At 56.2% G+C, this 19,557-nt stretch carries 10 protein-coding genes, 4 rRNA genes and 1 pseudogene; 6 read left to right on the forward strand and 9 right to left on the reverse strand.

Annotation, left to right across the window (positions count from 1 at the left end; translation table 11 throughout):
- Positions 1-9: 9 nt before the first annotated feature.
- Positions 10-702 carry a cysteine protease LapG gene (gene lapG / locus BLL42_RS13470; protein WP_071552540.1) on the reverse strand — a complete coding sequence of 231 codons (693 nt, stop codon included), beginning with the start codon at positions 700-702 and terminating at the stop codon, positions 10-12.
- A gap of 270 nt (positions 703-972) precedes the next feature.
- Here lapG and BLL42_RS13475 point away from each other — a divergent pair, with 270 nt between their 5' ends.
- The 6 genes from BLL42_RS13475 to BLL42_RS13500 all read left to right on the forward strand — a co-directional run bounded on the left by BLL42_RS13475 (position 973) and on the right by BLL42_RS13500 (position 8,862).
- Positions 973-1,683, forward strand: coding sequence for a GntR family transcriptional regulator (locus tag BLL42_RS13475; RefSeq protein ID WP_071552541.1), 711 nt, complete (start codon positions 973-975; stop codon positions 1,681-1,683).
- Positions 1,680-2,450, forward strand: a complete 771-nt coding sequence (locus BLL42_RS13480) for a thioesterase II family protein (protein WP_236721987.1) — start codon at positions 1,680-1,682, stop codon at positions 2,448-2,450. The genes BLL42_RS13475 and BLL42_RS13480 overlap by 4 nt, the downstream gene beginning before the upstream one ends.
- 736 nt (positions 2,451-3,186) lie before the next feature.
- On the forward strand, positions 3,187-3,963 hold the full coding sequence (locus BLL42_RS13485; RefSeq protein ID WP_071552543.1) for a DUF3050 domain-containing protein: 777 nt from the start codon (positions 3,187-3,189) through the stop codon (positions 3,961-3,963).
- Positions 3,960-4,889, forward strand: coding sequence for a diiron oxygenase (locus BLL42_RS13490; RefSeq protein WP_071552544.1), 930 nt, complete (start codon positions 3,960-3,962; stop codon positions 4,887-4,889). Before BLL42_RS13485 ends, BLL42_RS13490 begins: the two co-directional genes overlap by 4 nt.
- Positions 4,890-4,903: 14 nt before the next feature.
- The gene (locus tag BLL42_RS13495; protein ID WP_071552545.1) at positions 4,904-8,365 is read left to right on the forward strand and encodes an amino acid adenylation domain-containing protein; all 3,462 of its coding nucleotides are present in this window, start codon (positions 4,904-4,906) and stop codon (positions 8,363-8,365) included.
- Between the two features lie 29 nt (positions 8,366-8,394).
- On the forward strand, positions 8,395-8,862 hold the full coding sequence (locus BLL42_RS13500) for an SRPBCC family protein (protein WP_071552546.1): 468 nt from the start codon (positions 8,395-8,397) through the stop codon (positions 8,860-8,862).
- A gap of 72 nt (positions 8,863-8,934) precedes the next feature.
- On the opposite strand, the gene BLL42_RS31065 is transcribed toward BLL42_RS13500, so the two are convergent.
- The 8 genes and pseudogenes from BLL42_RS31065 to BLL42_RS13535 all read right to left on the reverse strand — a co-directional run bounded on the left by BLL42_RS31065 (position 8,935) and on the right by BLL42_RS13535 (position 19,496).
- The gene (locus BLL42_RS31065) at positions 8,935-9,720 is read right to left on the reverse strand and encodes a methyl-accepting chemotaxis protein (protein WP_401124056.1); all 786 of its coding nucleotides are present in this window, start codon (positions 9,718-9,720) and stop codon (positions 8,935-8,937) included.
- A 69-nt stretch (positions 9,721-9,789) separates the two neighbouring features.
- Positions 9,790-10,815 (reverse strand): annotated as a pseudogene (locus BLL42_RS31070) (HAMP domain-containing protein); the annotation flags it as partial.
- Between the two features lie 380 nt (positions 10,816-11,195).
- A 5S ribosomal RNA gene (rrf, locus tag BLL42_RS13510) occupies positions 11,196-11,311 on the reverse strand.
- 107 nt (positions 11,312-11,418) lie between these two features.
- Positions 11,419-11,534: ribosomal RNA gene (gene rrf, locus BLL42_RS13515) — 5S ribosomal RNA — on the reverse strand.
- A gap of 152 nt (positions 11,535-11,686) precedes the next feature.
- Positions 11,687-14,578: ribosomal RNA gene (locus tag BLL42_RS13520) — 23S ribosomal RNA — on the reverse strand.
- 321 nt (positions 14,579-14,899) lie between these two features.
- Positions 14,900-16,438: ribosomal RNA gene (locus tag BLL42_RS13525) — 16S ribosomal RNA — on the reverse strand.
- The 16S, 23S and 5S rRNA genes sit together here, the layout of an rRNA operon.
- A 642-nt stretch (positions 16,439-17,080) precedes the next feature.
- Complete coding sequence (locus BLL42_RS13530) at positions 17,081-18,301, reverse strand: CaiB/BaiF CoA transferase family protein (protein ID WP_071552548.1); 1,221 nt, start codon at positions 18,299-18,301, stop codon at positions 17,081-17,083.
- A 13-nt stretch (positions 18,302-18,314) separates the two neighbouring features.
- Complete coding sequence (locus tag BLL42_RS13535; protein WP_071552549.1) at positions 18,315-19,496, reverse strand: acyl-CoA dehydrogenase; 1,182 nt, start codon at positions 19,494-19,496, stop codon at positions 18,315-18,317.
- Positions 19,497-19,557: the final 61 nt, after the last annotated feature.

Raw genomic sequence — 19,557 nt, forward strand, 5'->3', positions numbered from 1 at the left:
CGCGTGCTCCTAGTGAGTCGTCTCGACCGGAAATCCTTCGGCCTGCATTTTCTTCAACACATCCTGCCAACGGGACAGACGCTTGGTGTCACCGATTTTCTTGTTGCCCTTGGCGCCCGCCAACCAAAGCCCTTCGGCATTGAAGGAGTAGACCGGCAGCAAATCGGTGCGCTGGCTCGCCGGCTGGATCGCATCGATCAGGCTGTCGAGCACCAGCGGCATGGCGTCCGGGCTTGAATAGTAGGTCAAGACCATGTGCGCGCGATTCTGGCGCAGGGCCTTGACGTAAGTGATGCGCAATTTGTCACTGGAAACCCCAAGATGGCGCAGGCTGAAATACTTGGCGATCGCGTAGTCCTCACAATCGCCAGCGCCTTTCCACAAGGCTTCGATCGGTGTCGCCCAGTAGTCATCGACGTGCCACAGATCGATGTCTTCCATGTAGCGCATCTGCTTGTTGAAAAACAGGTTAACCACGTTGAGCTGTTCCAGCTCAGGGGTTTGCTTCTGTGCCGCCAGCAGGTGCTGCCAGGCATCGATCCGTTGCTTGCCTTCACCCAACGGCCCGTACAATGCTTCGGCGCGCCGACTGATCAGCGAAAAGTCCCAATCGGCATGCAGACCGCCCAGCAAGACGCCAGCAAGCAGCAGCGCTGAACACAACCAGCGCAGGGTCCGAGGGAGAGCGAAACGTGCCTGCAATGCAGTGAGTCCAGAGGCCGATTGGAAATCGATTGATGGTGAAGCCTTGATGGATAAAAGACAATGGCACGGTGCAATCACCGCGAGCGCGCTAAACTTGGGAAGCGGACGCAATTGAAAAGATCGTAGCCTGCAATGTTGCGTTCAGTGGCAAAGCCAGTGGCATAAAACTGACGGAAACGGATTTGTTTTGCCGGTTTGACAACCAGCCAGGCAGTCTCTAGTGTGCATTGGATCCAATATTTTTCATTTTAATCAGGGTGCGTTGTCGTGACACAGAAGCCCAACCCTTTAAGTACTATCCCGGTCAGCGGCCCTATCCCCGCTCACCTTGCGCGATCGGTGATCGAAGAAACCCTGCGCTCGGCGATTCTCGACGGTCGTTTGCCCTGCGGCACCGCTCTGCGCCAGCAAGACCTGGCCGACCTGTTCGGCGTCAGTCGCATGCCTGTGCGCGAAGCCTTGCGCCAGCTCGAGGCGCAATCGCTGCTACACGTTGTCGCACACAAAGGTGCGGTTGTCGCACCACTGGTCGAAGGTGACGCAGCCGAGACCTATGCCCTGCGCATTCTGCTGGAGTCCGAGGCCCTGCGCCTGTCGATTCCGTTGCTCGACGACAAGGATTTTGCCGAGGCCGCGCGTTATATCGACGACCTCGAAATACAGACCGATTACGCCGAGATCGGCAGGCTTAACCGTTTGTTCCACATGACGCTGTACCGCAAGGCGCCCAACCGCAGACTCCTCAAGCTGGTGGAAGGCGGCCTGTGGGAAGAGGAGCGCTTTCTGCGCTTCAACCTTGAAGCCATGGGGCTTGGCAAGCTGTCCCAGGAAGACCACCGTGACCTGCTGCGCGCTGCTCAAGCCCGAGACATCGCGCTCACCGTGACAAAGCTCGAGAATCACCTCAACCGGGGTGTCGAGGTTATCACGCGTTACCTGAACAGCCTTGAACCTCAGGGCAAGAAATCGTCGACGTGAACCGCACAAGGAATGCCGTGCACGCCCAGGACACTCCGTGGCTGACCGTGATCAACGCCGGCCAGGCGGCGGACGTCAGGCTGATCTGCTTCAGCGAGGTCGGTGCTGACCCCGAGCAGTTCCGCAGTTGGACGCAAGCACTGAGCGAGCACATTGAACTGCTCGCGTTCAAGCTTCCCGGCCATGGCAATCCGCAGAACCAGACCCGCTACGAACAATGGCCACCGCTGCTGATCGATGCCTTCGCGGCGCTACAACCTTACTTGTCCGAGCCCCATGCGCTGTTTGGCCATGGCCTGGGCGCAATTCTGGCCTACGAACTGGCCAAATTGAGCGAAATCCACTGCCCGGGGCAAACCCGTCACCTGTTCATTTCCGGTTGCCGCAGCCCGGATACCCTACCCGGCTATGCGCCGCTGCACAGCCTGCCGAACATCCAGCACGGTTATGCACTCTCGAGTTCGGGAGCGCTTCCCGATGCAACGGCCAGCGATCAACTCGCTGCCTTCGAAGCACTGATACACAGTGACTTGAAACTGCTCGAATCCTGGGCCGACTCTTCCAGTCGCAGCCTGCATATCCCGATGACCGCCTTCTACGGCAGCGACGACCCGCTCGCCCCCCTTGAAAGCATGGTCAATTGGCGCGAGTTCACCCGCCGTGAATTCGAACTGATCGAAATGACCGGTAATCATTTTTTCACCACCACTCAGCGTCATCGTCTGCTGCAGATCGTCAACACCCATCTGGGCCTGCTCAGCGAGTAAGCGCCTGACGCCTGTGCGATGAGGCACAGCCTCTCGAGAAGCGCTGGCGACAACCTATCCCCTCTTCCCTCCTTGAAAACCCCTGCCCACCCCTGCGCCAGTGATAGCAGTGCTGGCTTTTTGGGCTCACTCTTGGTTTGCCGACTAAAAAAGGACGAGCGGCGTGTAAATCTGCCTGCACAGCCCTCGCGTAATGGACAAACAAAAGGAGGCTTGCCAAAGGATGGGAAGAGATGGAGCCGTGCCCACCTCCTGCCCACCACCTCAAAAAACATCAACTCCCCAGTCGAAAAGTTGCTCCGAGTGAGGCATTCACTCATTTAAATTCTGACGTATATACGCCGGAAGGAACAACTTCACCTCAATAAAACTCAACCCAAAAGTTTTATAGGAACTTGTCACGCCCCAAAAAACGCACTTGACAAATAATATAAATAACACTTGATCGCTACTTGTTTCTTGTATTAATTTTTCTCCGCCGACAACTTCAAGCTCCAGCGCACTTGTCGGTACGGTCAATGCCCAGAACCTGTAACACTCACCCGTGCAACTGACCGCCAAGCACCACCGATGTACGCAACGCCTTGCCTGGCAAGGTCCGGCACCCCATGAACAGCATCAACGTTTGTTTGAGGTACTTGTTCGCCCATTAAAAAGTTCAGGCAGCAACTTGCTTGAACTTGCCTAAAAAGCTTCTGCCGACCGAACAACTTAACTCACAACTTATAGGCCTCTCATGAAACCCAACAAAGCACTTCTCGACCTGAAAAAAGCAGCGCTTAGCGCCCACCCCATCTTTGCCGAGATTCATTCACTGTCGGTACTTCAACGCTTTATGGAAACCCATGTATTTGCCGTATGGGACTTCATGTCACTGACCAAACGCCTGCAACAGGAACTCACGTGCGTACAACTGCCCTGGCTGCCGCCACAAGACCCTCAAGCGGCGCGCCTGATCAACGAAATCGTCCTTGGCGAAGAGTCCGATGACCGGCTCGATCACGGGCACTACAGCCATTTCGAGCTGTATCTGGACGCGATGCGCGAAATCGGCGCCAGCACGGCGGCCGTGGAACGCTTCGTCGCCCTGCAAAAGGAGGGCGTGAGCTACGACGTCGCCCTGCAAAGCGTGGACGTCGACCCGGCCGCGTCGAATTTCGTCCGGCATACCTTGCACACCGCTCTGTATGCGCCGGGGCACAGCGTTGCCGCAGCGTTTTTACATGGCCGTGAAAGCGTCATACCACAGATGTTCCAGCGCATTCTCGACGATTGGGGGATTGGTATCGAGCAAGCGCCGACCTTTCGTTACTACCTGCAGCGGCACATCGAAGTCGACTCCGAAGATCACGGCCCCGCCGCCGAAACACTCCTGGCACGGCTGGTCAATGACGATCCGCAACGGCAAGAAGACGTCTACACCGCGGCCATTGCCGCCGTGGAAAGCCGTATCGCACTGTGGGACGGCTTGCGTCTGAGCATGCGTGAATCAGTCGCCGAGGTGAGCGCATGAACGCCGCCGACTACCAATCCTTCGCCGACGCTTGGGAAAACCGCGCGACCATCCGTACACGTCCGCGGCGCATGGTCGAAAACGACGACAAACTGATCTATCCCTTGAGTCGCCAACCGCTGGTGCTGAGCGAAACCTTTGTCCGCGAATGCCCGGATCAACGCGACTTTGCACTGGTGCAGACGCTCTACAAGTTCATCAACGACGTGGTGATTTTCGAAACCGAGATCGTCGACAAGACCGCCCGCAGCATCGCCAAGAATCGCTTCGCCGTGCCCTTCCCGTTCGCCTGTCGCTATGACGCCATGACCGTGGTGGTGGATGAGGATTACCACGCACTGGTGGCGATGGACTTCATGCAGCAGACCGTGGCCATGACGGGCATCACGCCGATCGAACTGCCACGTGAAATCGAGCTGAGCCGGGCGATTCCTGCAGCGTTGGCGCTGGCACCGGAACATCTGCGCAGCGCCGTGGAGCTGATCTGCGTGGCCATCGCGGAAAGCACCGTGACCAACGACGTCGCGGCATTCGCCAAGGACAACACGGTCAAGCAATCGATCAAGGGCCTGATGGCTGACCACCTGCTCGACGAGGGCCGTCACTCGGGATTCTGGTCACGGCTGGTGCGGATCTATTGGCACTCGGCGAACGAAGACGACCGTCAATTGATCGCGAAGATTTTGCCGGTGTTCATCGCTCACTACCTGACTAACGACATTCAGAAATCGTTCGACTTCCGATTGATCGAACACCTGCACACCAGTAATGCCGCCAAGTTCGCACTCAAGAGCGAAGTGGCAGGCCTGGCCTTTCCGATCAATCGCCATCACCCGTTGGTCGCCAACATCGTGCGGTTTTTCCGCAGCAGTTCGCTGCTCGATTCACCGTGTGTGCAAGACGCCCTGAGCGACTACCTGATCTAGCCGAGGAGAACATCATGAGACGTCTCGACATTCTGCTCGTTGGTCAAAGCCAAGCCCTGAATGAGCTGGCGCTGGAGCTGGAGCAACATGGCCATGCGCTGACACGATTGAGCGACAGCCACGCCCTGAACGAACAATCGGTCGATACCGCCGAACTGCTGATCGACGACGGCAGCCTGGCCATCTCGGCGCAGCGTCTGCACGACCTGGGCGAGTGCGCACGGTTTAGCGTGACGCTGGGCCTCGGCCCGACAGGCGCCAGCGGTCTGCCGCCCATCGACGTGCTGTGCCGCTACGCATTGAGCGGCGAGCAACGGCTGATCGCTCGCGTCCCTGTCGCTGACGAAGCCTCTGGCAATGGCCAGGCATTACGCCTGAGGGTCATCGCCGAACTGGTCGACCGTGTGGCGCTTGAGGTCAGCCGTTTTTCCCGCGATGCCGAGTACTTCACACACGCCGCAACAGCCACGCCCGGTCGTCATGAGCGTGAAGAGAGCTTGCAGGCACTGGAGAGTCTGGCCTACGCCCACCGGCTCAACCTCACCCAGCACCCGCAACTGCTGCAACTCGGGCAAATCGCGATGATCGAGCGGCTCGAACGGAGCTTCAAAACCTTCCGTGAACGTCCGGCGTTGCACATTGATGGTGCGGTGCTCAGCTATGGCGATTTGCACACCCAAAGCCTGGCGATTCAGCAACGCTTGCTGCCACTGATCGAGCAGTACCGAGCGGTTGATGGACCGGTGGTGGTGGGTATTTGTCTGCCGAAATCCAGTGCGTTGTTCGCTGGCATTCTGGCGATTCTCGGCAGTGGCGCGGTGTACCTGCCACTCGAACCCAGCCACCCGCTGCAACGTCAGCAGTACATCCTGGAGAACGCCGGTGCAGTGCTATTGCTGCACGATGGCCAGCACCCGCTGAGCAATGAGATGCCCGGGCTCGACATCAGTGGCATCGACGCCCGCGAGGCAAATCCCGGCTTGCCGCTGATGCGCCGGCGCCCCGGCAGCCAGGCGCCGTGCATGGCGCTCTACACGTCGGGCACCACCGGTCATCCCAAAGGGGTGTTGCTCAGTCAGAACAATCTCGGGCACTTCACCGCGTGGTACGCCGATTACGTCGGGCTGACGGAACAGAGTCGGGTGTTGCAGTTTTCATCGCTGAGTTTCGACTCCTCGCTGATCGATATTTTCCCGGCGCTGATCCAGGGTGCCGAGCTGATCGTACCCAACGACGACCAACGTCGTGACCCGCTGCAACTGGTCGAGTTGATCCGTCACCATCAACTCAGCCACGCGTTTCTTCCGCCAGCGCTGCTGAGCATTCTGCCGCTGGATCAGTTGCGCGACCTCGCGCATGTGATGACCGGTGGCGACGTCTGCGAACCCCATGTGATCAAGCAGCTGACCCAGCAAGGCAAGCTCTACAACCTGTATGGCCCGACCGAAGCCACGGTGCTGATCACCGCCCGACAACTGCAAGTCAGTGACAACAACCGCAGCCTCGGGGCGCCGATTGCCAACAGTCAGGTGTTGATCCTCGACGAGGACTTTCAGCCCGTGACCGAGCAGACTGTCGGTGAGCTGTACATCGTCGGTCCAGGGGTGTGCCTGGGCTATTTGAACAACCCGCAGCAGACCGCCGAGCGCTACCTGCAATTGCCCTTGCCGGGCGGCCAAAGCTTGCGTGCCTACCGCACCGGCGACATGGCGAAGTGGACCGCCGACGGCATCGAGCTCTGTGGGCGACGAGACAATCAGGTGAAGATCCGCGGCTATCGAGTCGAGCCGGAGGAAATCGAACGCTGCCTGCGTAACAGTCAGTTGTTCCGTCAGGTGGCGGTGCTGATCGACAGCCATCGACGGATTCTGGCGTTCCTCGCACAACCCCAGGAAACGCAGCCCGGCGCAGCACGCGAAGCGCTGAAAGCGCACGCACAGCAGTTTTTGCCGGACTACATGCAACCCACTGCGTGGACTGAACTGGCGAACATGCCCTTTGCCAGCAACGGCAAAGTCGATCGACGAGCGCTGCTGGAAATGCCGGTCAACATCCTCGAAAACCAACAGCGTCGGTTACCGGAATCGGCCGATGAGGCACAGCTGCTGGAGCTCTGGGCCGAGTTGCTGGAGCTGCCGGCTGGCGATATTTCCACCGACGAAAGCTTCTTCAATCTGGGCGGCCATTCGATCCTGCTGTCGCGCATGTTGCTGCAATTACGCGAGCAGTTCGGACGTAGTATCTCGATCAACCGCTTCATCGAAGTCCCGACCATCGCCAGGCTGGCCACACTGGTCAGCGGTTCTGCCGGCGAAGAAGTGCTCAGCGAAAAAGCCCTGGTTGATGCCTTCCGCGAGCTCGATGTACAGCCCTTGTCGGTTAGCCGGATGGGCGATGTGCACAAGGTCATCGTCACCGGTGCCAACAGCTTCGTCGGTGTGCATATCGTCGAGGCGCTGCTGGCCTGGGGTGCCAGCGAAGTCGCTTGTCTGGTGCGTGATGGGGCCGGGCAATCCGCTGCGCAGCGCTTCGCCGAGTCCCTGCGTGAAAACCGTCTGGAACACCTGGACCTGACTCGGGTGCAGGTCTACGCAGCGGATATCACGCAACCGGCACTGGGCCTGACGCCAGAGGTGTATGAGCGACTGGATCGGGAGTTCGGCGCGTTGGTGCACAACGCCGCCAACGTCAACCACGTGCTCGATTACGAGTCGTTGGCCCGGGATAACGTCGAGCCGATTTTCGAGTGTTTGCGGCTCTGCGAAGGGCGCAGCAAGAAGATCTTCAATTTCGTCTCCACGCTGTCGGCCTCCAGCACCATCGACGCCGAGGGTCGAGTGCTCGAACAACCCGCTGCGCAGACCCCGCCGATCTACATCAAGAACGGCTACAACCTGTCCAAATGGGTCGGCGAACGGATCCTCGAGCGCGCTCGCAAGCTGGGTGTGCGGGTCAACCTCTATCGACCGGGCAACATCAGTTTCAACAGCCTCACAGGCGTCTGCCAGCCGCACAAGAACCGGTTGATGTTGATGCTCAAAGGTTCGATCCAGCTCGGCCAGGTGCCGGAGTTCGCGCTGAACTTCGACTTGATGCCGGTGGACTTCCTCGCTCGCTTCATCGCCTTCCACGCCAGTCGTTATCAGCCCGAGCACGCGGTATTCAACCTGCACAACCCTGAACCGCTGAGCTGGGACGCTTACGTCGCTTCATTCCGCGAGGCCGGCCGCGAGTTTCAAATGGTCAGCGTCGCCGACTGGCAACAGCAACTGGGCCGGGTCGACAGCGATAACGCGCTGTTTGGCGTGTTGGGTTTCTACCTCAACGGCTTCGAGGAAGACATCGGCGATATCTCGATGATCGGCCACGCCAACGCCCAGGCCGGTGTGCAGCAGATGGGCGCGCACTACCCGCAAAAGTCCCCGGCGCTGCTGCGTCGCGGTTGCGACTACCTGAAAGAAATCAACTTCATCTGATTCACCACCCGTAAAAATGGAGCAAAACCATGAGCACTCTGCAACCCGATACCCTGATCAAAAACCCGCACGGCTGCCACGTTGTGTCGTCGGTGGAAATACCTGCCGAGGCGTCGCGAGTCTGGGAAGTGGTCGGCAACTTCGCAGGCTTCGACAAGTTCATTCCGGCGCTGTCGCACATCGAGATGACCGGCGAAGGCGTGTCGTCGCTGCGCAAGAAATTCTTCAAGGACGGCAATCTGGTCGTCGAGCAGCTCAACTCCCGCGACGATCAAGCGCTGAGCATGACCTGGACTACTGTCTACAACACCTTGGGCGTTGGTCAGTTGTGGGCTGCCATGAGCGTCGAACCCCTGGGCGCCGGCAAGTCCCGCGCAATCTGGACCATCATCGCCGAGCCCGCCCAGGGCGGCGCCGAAGCCCTGCCGGGGTTCAAGGAGTTCGTGCAGGGGTTTGCCGATGACTCGATGAGCAATGCGCGCAATTTGTTTGCATAAGGCAATCTCGCCATAAAAAAACGCGATGAGTCAGACTGACCTCATCGCGTTTTTTCGCATCCATGCAACGGTTTAAATCTTGAAGCTGTCCACCAGTTGCTTCAAGCGGTTTGCCTGCAGCGACAACGCATCGCAATCCTTCAAGGTTTCGTTGAGGTTGGCCACGCCCTGCTGGTTCAGCAGGTTGATCTGGCTGATATCAACGTTGAGGGTTTCCACCACGGCGGTCTGCTCTTCCGTTGCGGCCGCTACCGACTGGTTCATGCCGTCGATCTCGGTGATCCGCTGGGTCACACTGACCAGCCGCGCACCGGCCTGATTCGCCACTTCAACGCTTTCTTCGCTGGATACCTGACTGGCATTCATGGTCGATACCGCTTCACGCGAGCCAACCTGCAACGAGGTGATCATCTTGTGAATCTCCTCGGCCGACTCTTGAGTGCGATGGGCCAGGTTGCGCACCTCGTCTGCTACCACCGCAAAACCACGACCCGCCTCACCCGCCCGCGCCGCTTCGATGGCCGCGTTGAGTGCCAACAAGTTGGTCTGCTGCGAGATGCCTTTGATCACGTCGAGGATGTGCCCGATGTTATCGGTGCTGGCGTTCAGGGTTTCAATCTGCGTGCACGACAGGCTGATTTTTTGCGACAACTCGGTCATCGCCAGAATCGTTTGTTCCACCACCTGACGACCGTCGTCAGCCTGCTCACTGGCGCCGCTGGCGTGTTGCGAAGCGTCCGCCGCGTTACGGGCGATCTCCTGGGTCGCTGCCCCCAGTTGGTTGATCGCTGCCGCCACGCTATTGGTCCGTGCGCTTTGCTCATCGGAGCCGATGATCGAAGCATTCGACGACGCCATGACCCGTTGCGACAGGTCGTGCACCTGGCGCGTGGCCGACGACACTTCAGAAATCGACGCGTGAATCCGCTCCACGAACTGGTTGAAGGCACCGCCCAACTCACCGAACTCGTCTTTGCTTTCCACCGCCAGACGGCGAGTCAGATCGCCTTCGCCTTGAGCAATGTCCTGCATCGCACGGCCCATAGTGGTTAGTGGACGCATCAGCACCTGAATCAACAGGCTCAGCAGCACGGCAATCGCAGTCACCGCGATGAACATCGCAATCAGTGCCGACGTGCGGAACTTGCCTAGTGGCGCGTAGGCCTTGTCCCTATCGATCGTCAGGCCAATGTACCACTCAGCATTCGGCAAGCCAGTAACCGGGGTAAAGGACAGGATGCGCGCCTGCTTGTTCAGGAACACTTCCTGGTTGCCCTTCTCGATATGTACGTTCGAGCCTGAGTAGATGTCCTTGAGGTTCTTCATCACCTGGTCTTTGTCCGGGCTGACGATCACCTGACCATCGGCGCTGACCAGGAACGCATGACCGATACCGCCGAAGTCCACCGAGTTGATGATCTTCACCAGGGTTTCCAGACTCAGGTCACCGCCGACGACGCCAAGCAGTTCACCGTTCTTCTTCACCGGCATGGCAATGGTCACCACCAGCCCGCCAACAGCGGCCATGTAGGGCGGCGTGAGCATGGTTTTGTTGGCAGCTACAGCCTGCTTGTACCAAGGGCGCTGACGTGGATCGTAGCCATCCGGCATTTTGGCGTCAGGGCGTTGGGTAAACACGCCATTGGCTTGACCGACGTAAGTGAACTGGAAGTTCGAGGTGAAGGCCGGCTGGTCGACCAACCCGGCAAAGTCCGCGTTGGCACCCTGGTGCGCAACGTTCTGAGCCAGGTTTTCCAGCACCAGAATTCGCCCACTCAACCAGTTTTGCACACTGCTGGCGGTCAGATCGCCAGCTTGCTGGACGGAGGAGTCGAGGTTTTGCTGGATGGTATTTCGTTGCAGGTAGTCGTTGTACAAAGTGAACAACGCAAAAGCCAGAACCACTACGCCTGAAGCGGCCAAAAGGATTTTATGGCTGAACTTGAGATTCATTTCATGGGACTTCTTATGCAAAGAATGGGGATGCGTTCCGGGTGCAACATTCCATGTAACGCCGTAGACCGCTCGATGGCAGCTCTACTTTGGTGCACGCATGTCTCACCAGTCTTTCGGCACAGGTCCGAGAAAACTTAGGCTTTTATGAAAAACACACAGCATTCCCTGCACAAACCCGCGAAACGGCGTTCCAGAGCGCTCAACCTACAATTTCTTGATGACGATTGATCGAGCAGCACAAGCGCTCTACAGCAACCACCACGCAGGACTGGCAAGGCGCGTAAGGCAAAGTCTTCGCTTGGCGCCGGGAGATTTTAGCGGCCTCTGAAATGACAAAACCCCTGTCTGCTTGCGCAGACAGGGGTTTCGGAATTCAATCTTGACGATGACCTACTCTCACATGGGGAAACCCCACACTACCATCGGCGATGCATCGTTTCACTGCTGAGTTCGGGATGGGATCAGGTGGTTCCAATGCTCTATGGTCGTCAAGAAATTCTGTGACCAGCCCGCATGAAGCATACGTGCCAGTAAAATTGGTGACTTCTACTTAAAACAAAACCCCTACCTGCATACGCAGATAGGGGTTTCGGAATTTAATCTTGACGATGACCTACTCTCACATGGGGAAACCCCACACTACCATCGGCGATGCATCGTTTCACTGCTGAGTTCGGGATGGGATCAGGTGGTTCCAATGCTCTATGGTCGTCAAGAAATTCGGTAGCCAGGTCGTCACTCGCGCAACGCTCCAGCAAATGGGTATGTGATAGCTCGGTGCTTTGTGAATCGCAAACTTTCGGTTTACTTCGTCTTCACACACCGCAATCTGGCGCCCTTTCGAGTCACTAAATTGCTTGGGTGTTATATGGTCAAGCCTCACGGGCAATTAGTATTGGTTAGCTCAACGCCTCACAGCGCTTACACACCCAACCTATCAACGTCGTAGTCTTCGACGGCCCTTCAGGGAACTCAAGGTTCCAGTGAGATCTCATCTTGAGGCTAGTTTCCCGCTTAGATGCTTTCAGCGGTTATCTATTCCGAACATAGCTACCCGGCAATGCCACTGGCGTGACAACCGGAACACCAGAGGTTCGTCCACTCCGGTCCTCTCGTACTAGGAGCAGCCCCTCTCAAATCTCAAACGTCCACGGCAGATAGGGACCGAACTGTCTCACGACGTTCTAAACCCAGCTCGCGTACCACTTTAAATGGCGAACAGCCATACCCTTGGGACCGGCTTCAGCCCCAGGATGTGATGAGCCGACATCGAGGTGCCAAACACCGCCGTCGATATGAACTCTTGGGCGGTATCAGCCTGTTATCCCCGGAGTACCTTTTATCCGTTGAGCGATGGCCCTTCCATACAGAACCACCGGATCACTAAGACCTACTTTCGTACCTGCTCGACGTGTCTGTCTCGCAGTCAAGCGCGCTTTTGCCTTTATACTCTACGACCGATTTCCGACCGGTCTGAGCGCACCTTCGTACTCCTCCGTTACTCTTTAGGAGGAGACCGCCCCAGTCAAACTACCCACCATACACTGTCCTCGATCCGGATAACGGACCTGAGTTAGAACCTCAAAGTTGCCAGGGTGGTATTTCAAGGTTGGCTCCACGCGAACTGGCGTCCACGCTTCAAAGCCTCCCACCTATCCTACACAAGCAAATTCAAAGTCCAGTGCAAAGCTATAGTAAAGGTTCACGGGGTCTTTCCGTCTAGCCGCGGATACACTGCATCTTCACAGCGATTTCAATTTCACTGAGTCTCGGGTGGAGACAGCGCCGCCATCGTTACGCCATTCGTGCAGGTCGGAACTTACCCGACAAGGAATTTCGCTACCTTAGGACCGTTATAGTTACGGCCGCCGTTTACCGGGGCTTCGATCAAGAGCTTCGCGTTAGCTAACCCCATCAATTAACCTTCCGGCACCGGGCAGGCGTCACACCCTATACGTCCACTTTCGTGTTTGCAGAGTGCTGTGTTTTTAATAAACAGTCGCAGCGGCCTGGTATCTTCGACCGGCATGGGCTTACGGAGCAAGTCCTTCACCCTCACCGGCGCACCTTCTCCCGAAGTTACGGTGCCATTTTGCCTAGTTCCTTCACCCGAGTTCTCTCAAGCGCCTTGGTATTCTCTACCCAACCACCTGTGTCGGTTTGGGGTACGGTTCCTGGTTACCTGAAGCTTAGAAGCTTTTCTTGGAAGCATGGCATCAACCACTTCGTGTTCTAAAAGAACACTCGTCATCAGCTCTCGGCCTTAGACCCCCGGATTTACCTAAGAGTCCAGCCTACCACCTTAAACTTGGACAACCAACGCCAAGCTGGCCTAGCCTTCTCCGTCCCTCCATCGCAATAACCAGAAGTACAGGAATATTAACCTGTTTTCCATCGACTACGCTTTTCAGCCTCGCCTTAGGGACCGACTAACCCTGCGTCGATTAACGTTGCGCAGGAAACCTTGGTCTTTCGGCGTGGGTGTTTTTCACACCCATTGTCGTTACTCATGTCAGCATTCGCACTTCTGATACCTCCAGCAAGCTTCTCAACTCACCTTCACAGGCTTACAGAACGCTCCTCTACCGCATCACCTAAGTGATACCCGTAGCTTCGGTGTATGGTTTGAGCCCCGTTACATCTTCCGCGCAGGCCGACTCGACTAGTGAGCTATTACGCTTTCTTTAAAGGGTGGCTGCTTCTAAGCCAACCTCCTAGCTGTCTAAGCCTTCCCACATCGTTTCCCACTTAACCATAACTTTGGGACCTTAGCTGACGGTCTGGGTTGTTTCCCTTTTCACGACGGACGTTAGCACCCGCCGTGTGTCTCCCATGCTCGGCACTTGTAGGTATTCGGAGTTTGCATCGGTTTGGTAAGTCGGGATGACCCCCTAGCCGAAACAGTGCTCTACCCCCTACAGTGATACATGAGGCGCTACCTAAATAGCTTTCGAGGAGAACCAGCTATCTCCGAGCTTGATTAGCCTTTCACTCCGATCCACAGGTCATCCGCTAACTTTTCAACGGTAGTCGGTTCGGTCCTCCAGTTAGTGTTACCCAACCTTCAACCTGCCCATGGATAGATCGCCCGGTTTCGGGTCTATTCCCAGCGACTAGACGCCCTATTAAGACTCGCTTTCGCTACGCCTCCCCTATTCGGTTAAGCTCGCCACTGAAAATAAGTCGCTGACCCATTATACAAAAGGTACGCAGTCACCCAACAACGTGGGCTCCCACTGCTTGTACGCATACGGTTTCAGGATCTATTTCACTCCCCTCTCCGGGGTTCTTTTCGCCTTTCCCTCACGGTACTAGTTCACTATCGGTCAGTCAGTAGTATTTAGCCTTGGAGGATGGTCCCCCCATATTCAGACAAAGTTTCTCGTGCTCCGTCCTACTCGATTTCATGACCAAGAGATTTTCGCGTACAGGGCTATCACCCACTATGGCCGCACTTTCCAGAGCGTTCCGCTAATCTCAAAGCCACTTAAGGGCTAGTCCCCGTTCGCTCGCCACTACTAAGGGAATCTCGGTTGATTTCTTTTCCTCAGGGTACTTAGATGTTTCAGTTCCCCTGGTTCGCTTCTTAAGCCTATGTATTCAGCTTAAGATACCTAACTTATGTTAGGTGGGTTCCCCCATTCAGACATCTCCGGATCACAGTCTGTTTGCCGACTCCCCGAAGCTTTTCGCAGGCTACCACGTCTTTCATCGCCTCTGACTGCCAAGGCATCCACCGTATGCGCTTCTTCACTTGACCATATAACCCCAAGCAATCTGGTTATACTGTGAAGACGACATTCGCCGAAAATTCGCAATTTAACTCACAAATTTTACCTTAGCCTGTAACAACACCAGTGAAAGTGCTGTCCAGTCTATCTTTCTATCACATACCCAAATTTTTAAAGAACGATCTAATCAAAGACTAGAAATCAACATTCACCATCTCAACAATGGAATGCTCATTTCTAAGCTTTTAGACTCAAAACAGCCATTCTCCAACCTCGAGATCAGCCTATCGTCTTCTTCAATGAATCAAGCAATTCGTGTGGGAGCTTATGCAGCAGCTGATGTCGTCGATTAAGGAGGTGATCCAGCCGCAGGTTCCCCTACGGCTACCTTGTTACGACTTCACCCCAGTCATGAATCACACCGTGGTAACCGTCCTCCCGAAGGTTAGACTAGCTACTTCTGGTGCAACCCACTCCCATGGTGTGACGGGCGGTGTGTACAAGGCCCGGGAACGTATTCACCGCGACATTCTGATTCGCGATTACTAGCGATTCCGACTTCACGCAGTCGAGTTGCAGACTGCGATCCGGACTACGATCGGTTTTGTGGGATTAGCTCCACCTCGCGGCTTGGCAACCCTCTGTACCGACCATTGTAGCACGTGTGTAGCCCAGGCCGTAAGGGCCATGATGACTTGACGTCATCCCCACCTTCCTCCGGTTTGTCACCGGCAGTCTCCTTAGAGTGCCCACCATTACGTGCTGGTAACTAAGGACAAGGGTTGCGCTCGTTACGGGACTTAACCCAACATCTCACGACACGAGCTGACGACAGCCATGCAGCACCTGTCTCAATGTTCCCGAAGGCACCAATCCATCTCTGGAAAGTTCATTGGATGTCAAGGCCTGGTAAGGTTCTTCGCGTTGCTTCGAATTAAACCACATGCTCCACCGCTTGTGCGGGCCCCCGTCAATTCATTTGAGTTTTAACCTTGCGGCCGTACTCCCCAGGCGGTCAACTTAATGCGTTAGCTGCGCCACTAAGAGCTCAAGGCTCCCAACGGCTAGTTGACATCGTTTACGGCGTGGACTACCAGGGTATCTAATCCTGTTTGCTCCCCACGCTTTCGCACCTCAGTGTCAGTATCAGTCCAGGTGGTCGCCTTCGCCACTGGTGTTCCTTCCTATATCTACGCATTTCACCGCTACACAGGAAATTCCACCACCCTCTACCATACTCTAGCTCGACAGTTTTGAATGCAGTTCCCAGGTTGAGCCCGGGGATTTCACATCCAACTTAACGAACCACCTACGCGCGCTTTACGCCCAGTAATTCCGATTAACGCTTGCACCCTCTGTATTACCGCGGCTGCTGGCACAGAGTTAGCCGGTGCTTATTCTGTCGGTAACGTCAAAACAATTACGTATTAGGTAACTGCCCTTCCTCCCAACTTAAAGTGCTTTACAATCCGAAGACCTTCTTCACACACGCGGCATGGCTGGATCAGGCTTTCGCCCATTGTCCAATATTCCCCACTGCTGCCTCCCGTAGGAGTCTGGACCGTGTCTCAGTTCCAGTGTGACTGATCATCCTCTCAGACCAGTTACGGATCGTCGCCTTGGTGAGCCATTACCTCACCAACTAGCTAATCCGACCTAGGCTCATCTGATAGCGCAAGGCCCGAAGGTCCCCTGCTTTCTCCCGTAGGACGTATGCGGTATTAGCGTCCGTTTCCGAGCGTTATCCCCCACTACCAGGCAGATTCCTAGGCATTACTCACCCGTCCGCCGCTCGCCACCAGGTACAAGTACCCGTGCTGCCGCTCGACTTGCATGTGTTAGGCCTGCCGCCAGCGTTCAATCTGAGCCATGATCAAACTCTTCAGTTCAAACATCTTTGGGTTTTGAGAAAACCCTAAACTTGGCTCAGCAATCGTTGGTTACATCTTTGATTTCTCGCGGAGTAACTTGTGATGCTGATAATCTTGTTGACTATCAGTCTGACTGCACAAGCACCCACACGAATTGCTTGATTCAGTTGTTAAAGAGCGGTTGGTTAAGATCTTTCGTCTCAACCGAGGCGCGCATTCTACAGCAGCCTCTGTTGCTGTCAAGCGGTTATTTTCAGAAGCTTTCCAGGTTTCCCTTGCAACTTCAACCACTTGCGCTTCCGATCTCTCGTTAGCGGGAGGCGAATTCTACAGCGTTACTCGCTGCTGTCAACACCTCTTTTTCTCCGCTTTCGACCGAGAAGATCGAACCGTCAAAAGAGCTAAACACCACCACTCTTTCAACTCCTTCAGGCTTCGATGAACTGAAGCGTAACCGCTGCCGAAAACTGCGTAACTCTTTGTTTACCAAGGAGTTTTCCGTTTCGACTGCGCCGGAAGTGGGGCGAATTATAGACTTCCAGAATCTGCCGTCAACCCTTAATTTTGCCTTTCTATCAATGAGTTGCAGAAAACCGAAAAAAGCAGCGTTTCCCCTCTATATAGAGAAGGGAAAACGTTGCTTCTATATAGAACGCCCCCTCAGAGCACTCCCGCCTCTTTAAAAGCAGCAACAGCGGCAGCCTCAAGACCCAGCACACGCTGCAGAACCTCAAGCGTGTGCTCACCCAACAGAGGAGGGGCACTGCGATATTCCACCGGCGTTTCGGACAAGCGAATGGGGCTGGCAACCTGCGGCACCGACCCGGCGAGCGCATGAGGAAGCTCGATCGCCAAACCACGCGCCTTAACCTGTGGATCGGCAAACACCTGCGACAGATCGTTGATTGGCCCGCATGGCACACCCACCTGCTCCAGCTGTGCCACCCACTCGACAGTGGTCTTGAAGACCGTAGCCTGGCGAATCAGCGGAATCAGCACCGCACGATTCGCCACACGAAGCTTGTTCGTCGCGAACCGCGGATCATCCGCCCACTGCGGCCGGCCAGCCACTTCAGCGAACTTGCGAAATTGCCCGTCATTACCCACCGTCAGAATGAAGTCACCATCCGCCGTCGGGAAGTCCTGGTATGGAACGATGTTAGGGTGAGCGTTACCCAGGCGCTTGGGCGCAATACCGGTGGTCAGGTAGTTCATCGCCTGGTTAGCAAGGCACGCCACTTGAACGTCCAACAGCGCCATGTCGATGTGCTGACCGCCCCCCTCATGCTCCCGATGAGCCAGCGCCGCCAGGATCGCAACCGTCGAGTAGAGCCCTGTCAGAATATCCGTCAGCGCCACACCGACTTTCACCGGCCCGGCACCTCCATCACCTTCAGGACGCCCGGTCAGGCTCATCAAGCCACCGAGCCCCTGAATCATGAAGTCATAGCCAGCACGCTTTGCATAAGGACCGGTCTGGCCGAAGCCGGTGATTGAGCAATAGATCAGATCAGGGTTAATCGCCTTGAGCGATTCGTAGTCCAACCCGTAAGCCGCCAGACCACCGACCTTGAAGTTCTCGATCAGGATGTCGGACTTCGCCGCCAGCTCACGAACCAAACGCTGACCTTCGGCCTGAGTAAAGTCGATGGTCACTGATTGCTTGTTGCGATTGGCCGACAAGTAATAAGCGGCCTCACTGGTGTTTTCGCCGTAAGCATCCTTAAGGAAGGGCGGCCCCCAGGCGCGAGTATCATCGCCATTGCCCGGGCGCTCGACCTTTATAACCTCGGCGCCTAGATCCGCGAGAATCTGCCCGGCCCATGGCCCGGCCAGTACTCGCGATAAATCCAGTACCCGCAAATGCGATAACGCACCCATGGCCGCTCTCCTATTAATAGAACGCCTGGAGACCGGTCTGCGCGCGACCCAGGATCAGCGCGTGAACGTCATGAGTCCCTTCATAGGTGTTGACCACCTCAAGGTTGACCAAGTGACGCGCAACACCGAATTCATCGGAAATACCATTACCACCCAACATATCGCGAGCCAAACGGGCGATGTCCAACGACTTGCCGCAAGAGTTGCGCTTCATCATCGAGGTGATTTCGACTGCAGCCGTGCCTTCATCTTTCATACGCCCGAGACGCAGGCAACCTTGTAGGGCCATGGTAATTTCAGTCTGCATGTCCGCCAGCTTCTTCTGAATCAACTGGGTGGCAGCCAAAGGCCGGCCAAACTGCTGACGATCCAGGGTGTACTGGCGAGCGGTGTGCCAGCAGAATTCGGCCGCACCCAGAGCGCCCCACGCGATGCCATAACGTGCAGAGTTCAGGCAGGTAAAAGGACCTTTCAAACCGCGGACATCCGGGAAGATGTTCTCTTCGGGAACGAATACGTTGTCCATCACGATCTCGCCGGTGATGGAGGCTCGCAGACCAACCTTGCCATGGATCACTGGCGCACTCAGACCTTTCCAGCCTTTTTCCAGAACGAAGCCACGGATATCGCCGGCGTCATCCTTGCCCCAAACCACAAATACGTCAGCGATCGGGCTGTTGGTGATCCACATCTTGCTGCCGGTCAGGCTGTAGCCGCCTTCCACTTTGCGTGCACGAGTGATCATCGAACCCGGATCGGAACCATGGTTTGGCTCGGTCAGACCGAAGCAACCGATCCACTCACCGGTAGCCAGTTTCGGCAGGTATTTCTGTTTCTGCGCTTCGGTACCAAACTCGTTGATTGGCACCATGACCAGCGAAGACTGCACACTCATCATCGAGCGATAGCCGGAGTCAATGCGCTCAACCTCACGAGCAATCAGGCCGTAGCTGACATAGTTCAGGCCGCTGCCGCCGTACTGCTCTGGAATGGTCGCACCCAGCAGCCCGATCTCGCCCATTTCGCGGAAGATCGCCGGGTCGGTTTTCTCATGACGGAACGCTTCAAGAATACGTGGTGCCAGTTTGTCCTGAGCAAACTGAGCCGCGCTGTCGCGCACCATGCGCTCTTCTTCGGTGAGCTGTTGATCCAGCAGCAGGGGATCGATCCAGTTGAAGCTAGCTTTACCGGCCATGAGAGAGTCCTCGCGAGGTAGGTCAAATATCGTGGACTGATCCTAGGCGCCGATTGCGCAT

It is taken from the genome of Pseudomonas frederiksbergensis (assembly GCF_001874645.1).
Lineage (GTDB): Bacteria > Pseudomonadota > Gammaproteobacteria > Pseudomonadales > Pseudomonadaceae > Aquipseudomonas > Aquipseudomonas frederiksbergensis_B.

What these genes read in the sequence shown, in the direction of transcription:
- BLL42_RS13485 (WP_071552543.1), top strand. Translation starts at nt 3,187, where the DNA reads ATGAAACCCAACAAAGCACTTCTCGACCTGAAAAAAGCAGCGCTTAGC.
- BLL42_RS13490 (WP_071552544.1), top strand. Translation starts at nt 3,960, where the DNA reads ATGAACGCCGCCGACTACCAATCCTTCGCCGACGCTTGGGAAAACCGC.
- BLL42_RS13495 (WP_071552545.1), top strand. Translation starts at nt 4,904, where the DNA reads ATGAGACGTCTCGACATTCTGCTCGTTGGTCAAAGCCAAGCCCTGAAT.
- BLL42_RS13500 (WP_071552546.1), top strand. Translation starts at nt 8,395, where the DNA reads ATGAGCACTCTGCAACCCGATACCCTGATCAAAAACCCGCACGGCTGC.
- BLL42_RS31065 (WP_401124056.1), bottom strand. Translation starts at nt 9,720, where the DNA reads ATGGCGTCGTCGAATGCTTCGATCATCGGCTCCGATGAGCAAAGCGCA.
- BLL42_RS13530 (WP_071552548.1), bottom strand. Translation starts at nt 18,301, where the DNA reads ATGGGTGCGTTATCGCATTTGCGGGTACTGGATTTATCGCGAGTACTG.
- BLL42_RS13535 (WP_071552549.1), bottom strand. Translation starts at nt 19,496, where the DNA reads ATGGCCGGTAAAGCTAGCTTCAACTGGATCGATCCCCTGCTGCTGGAT.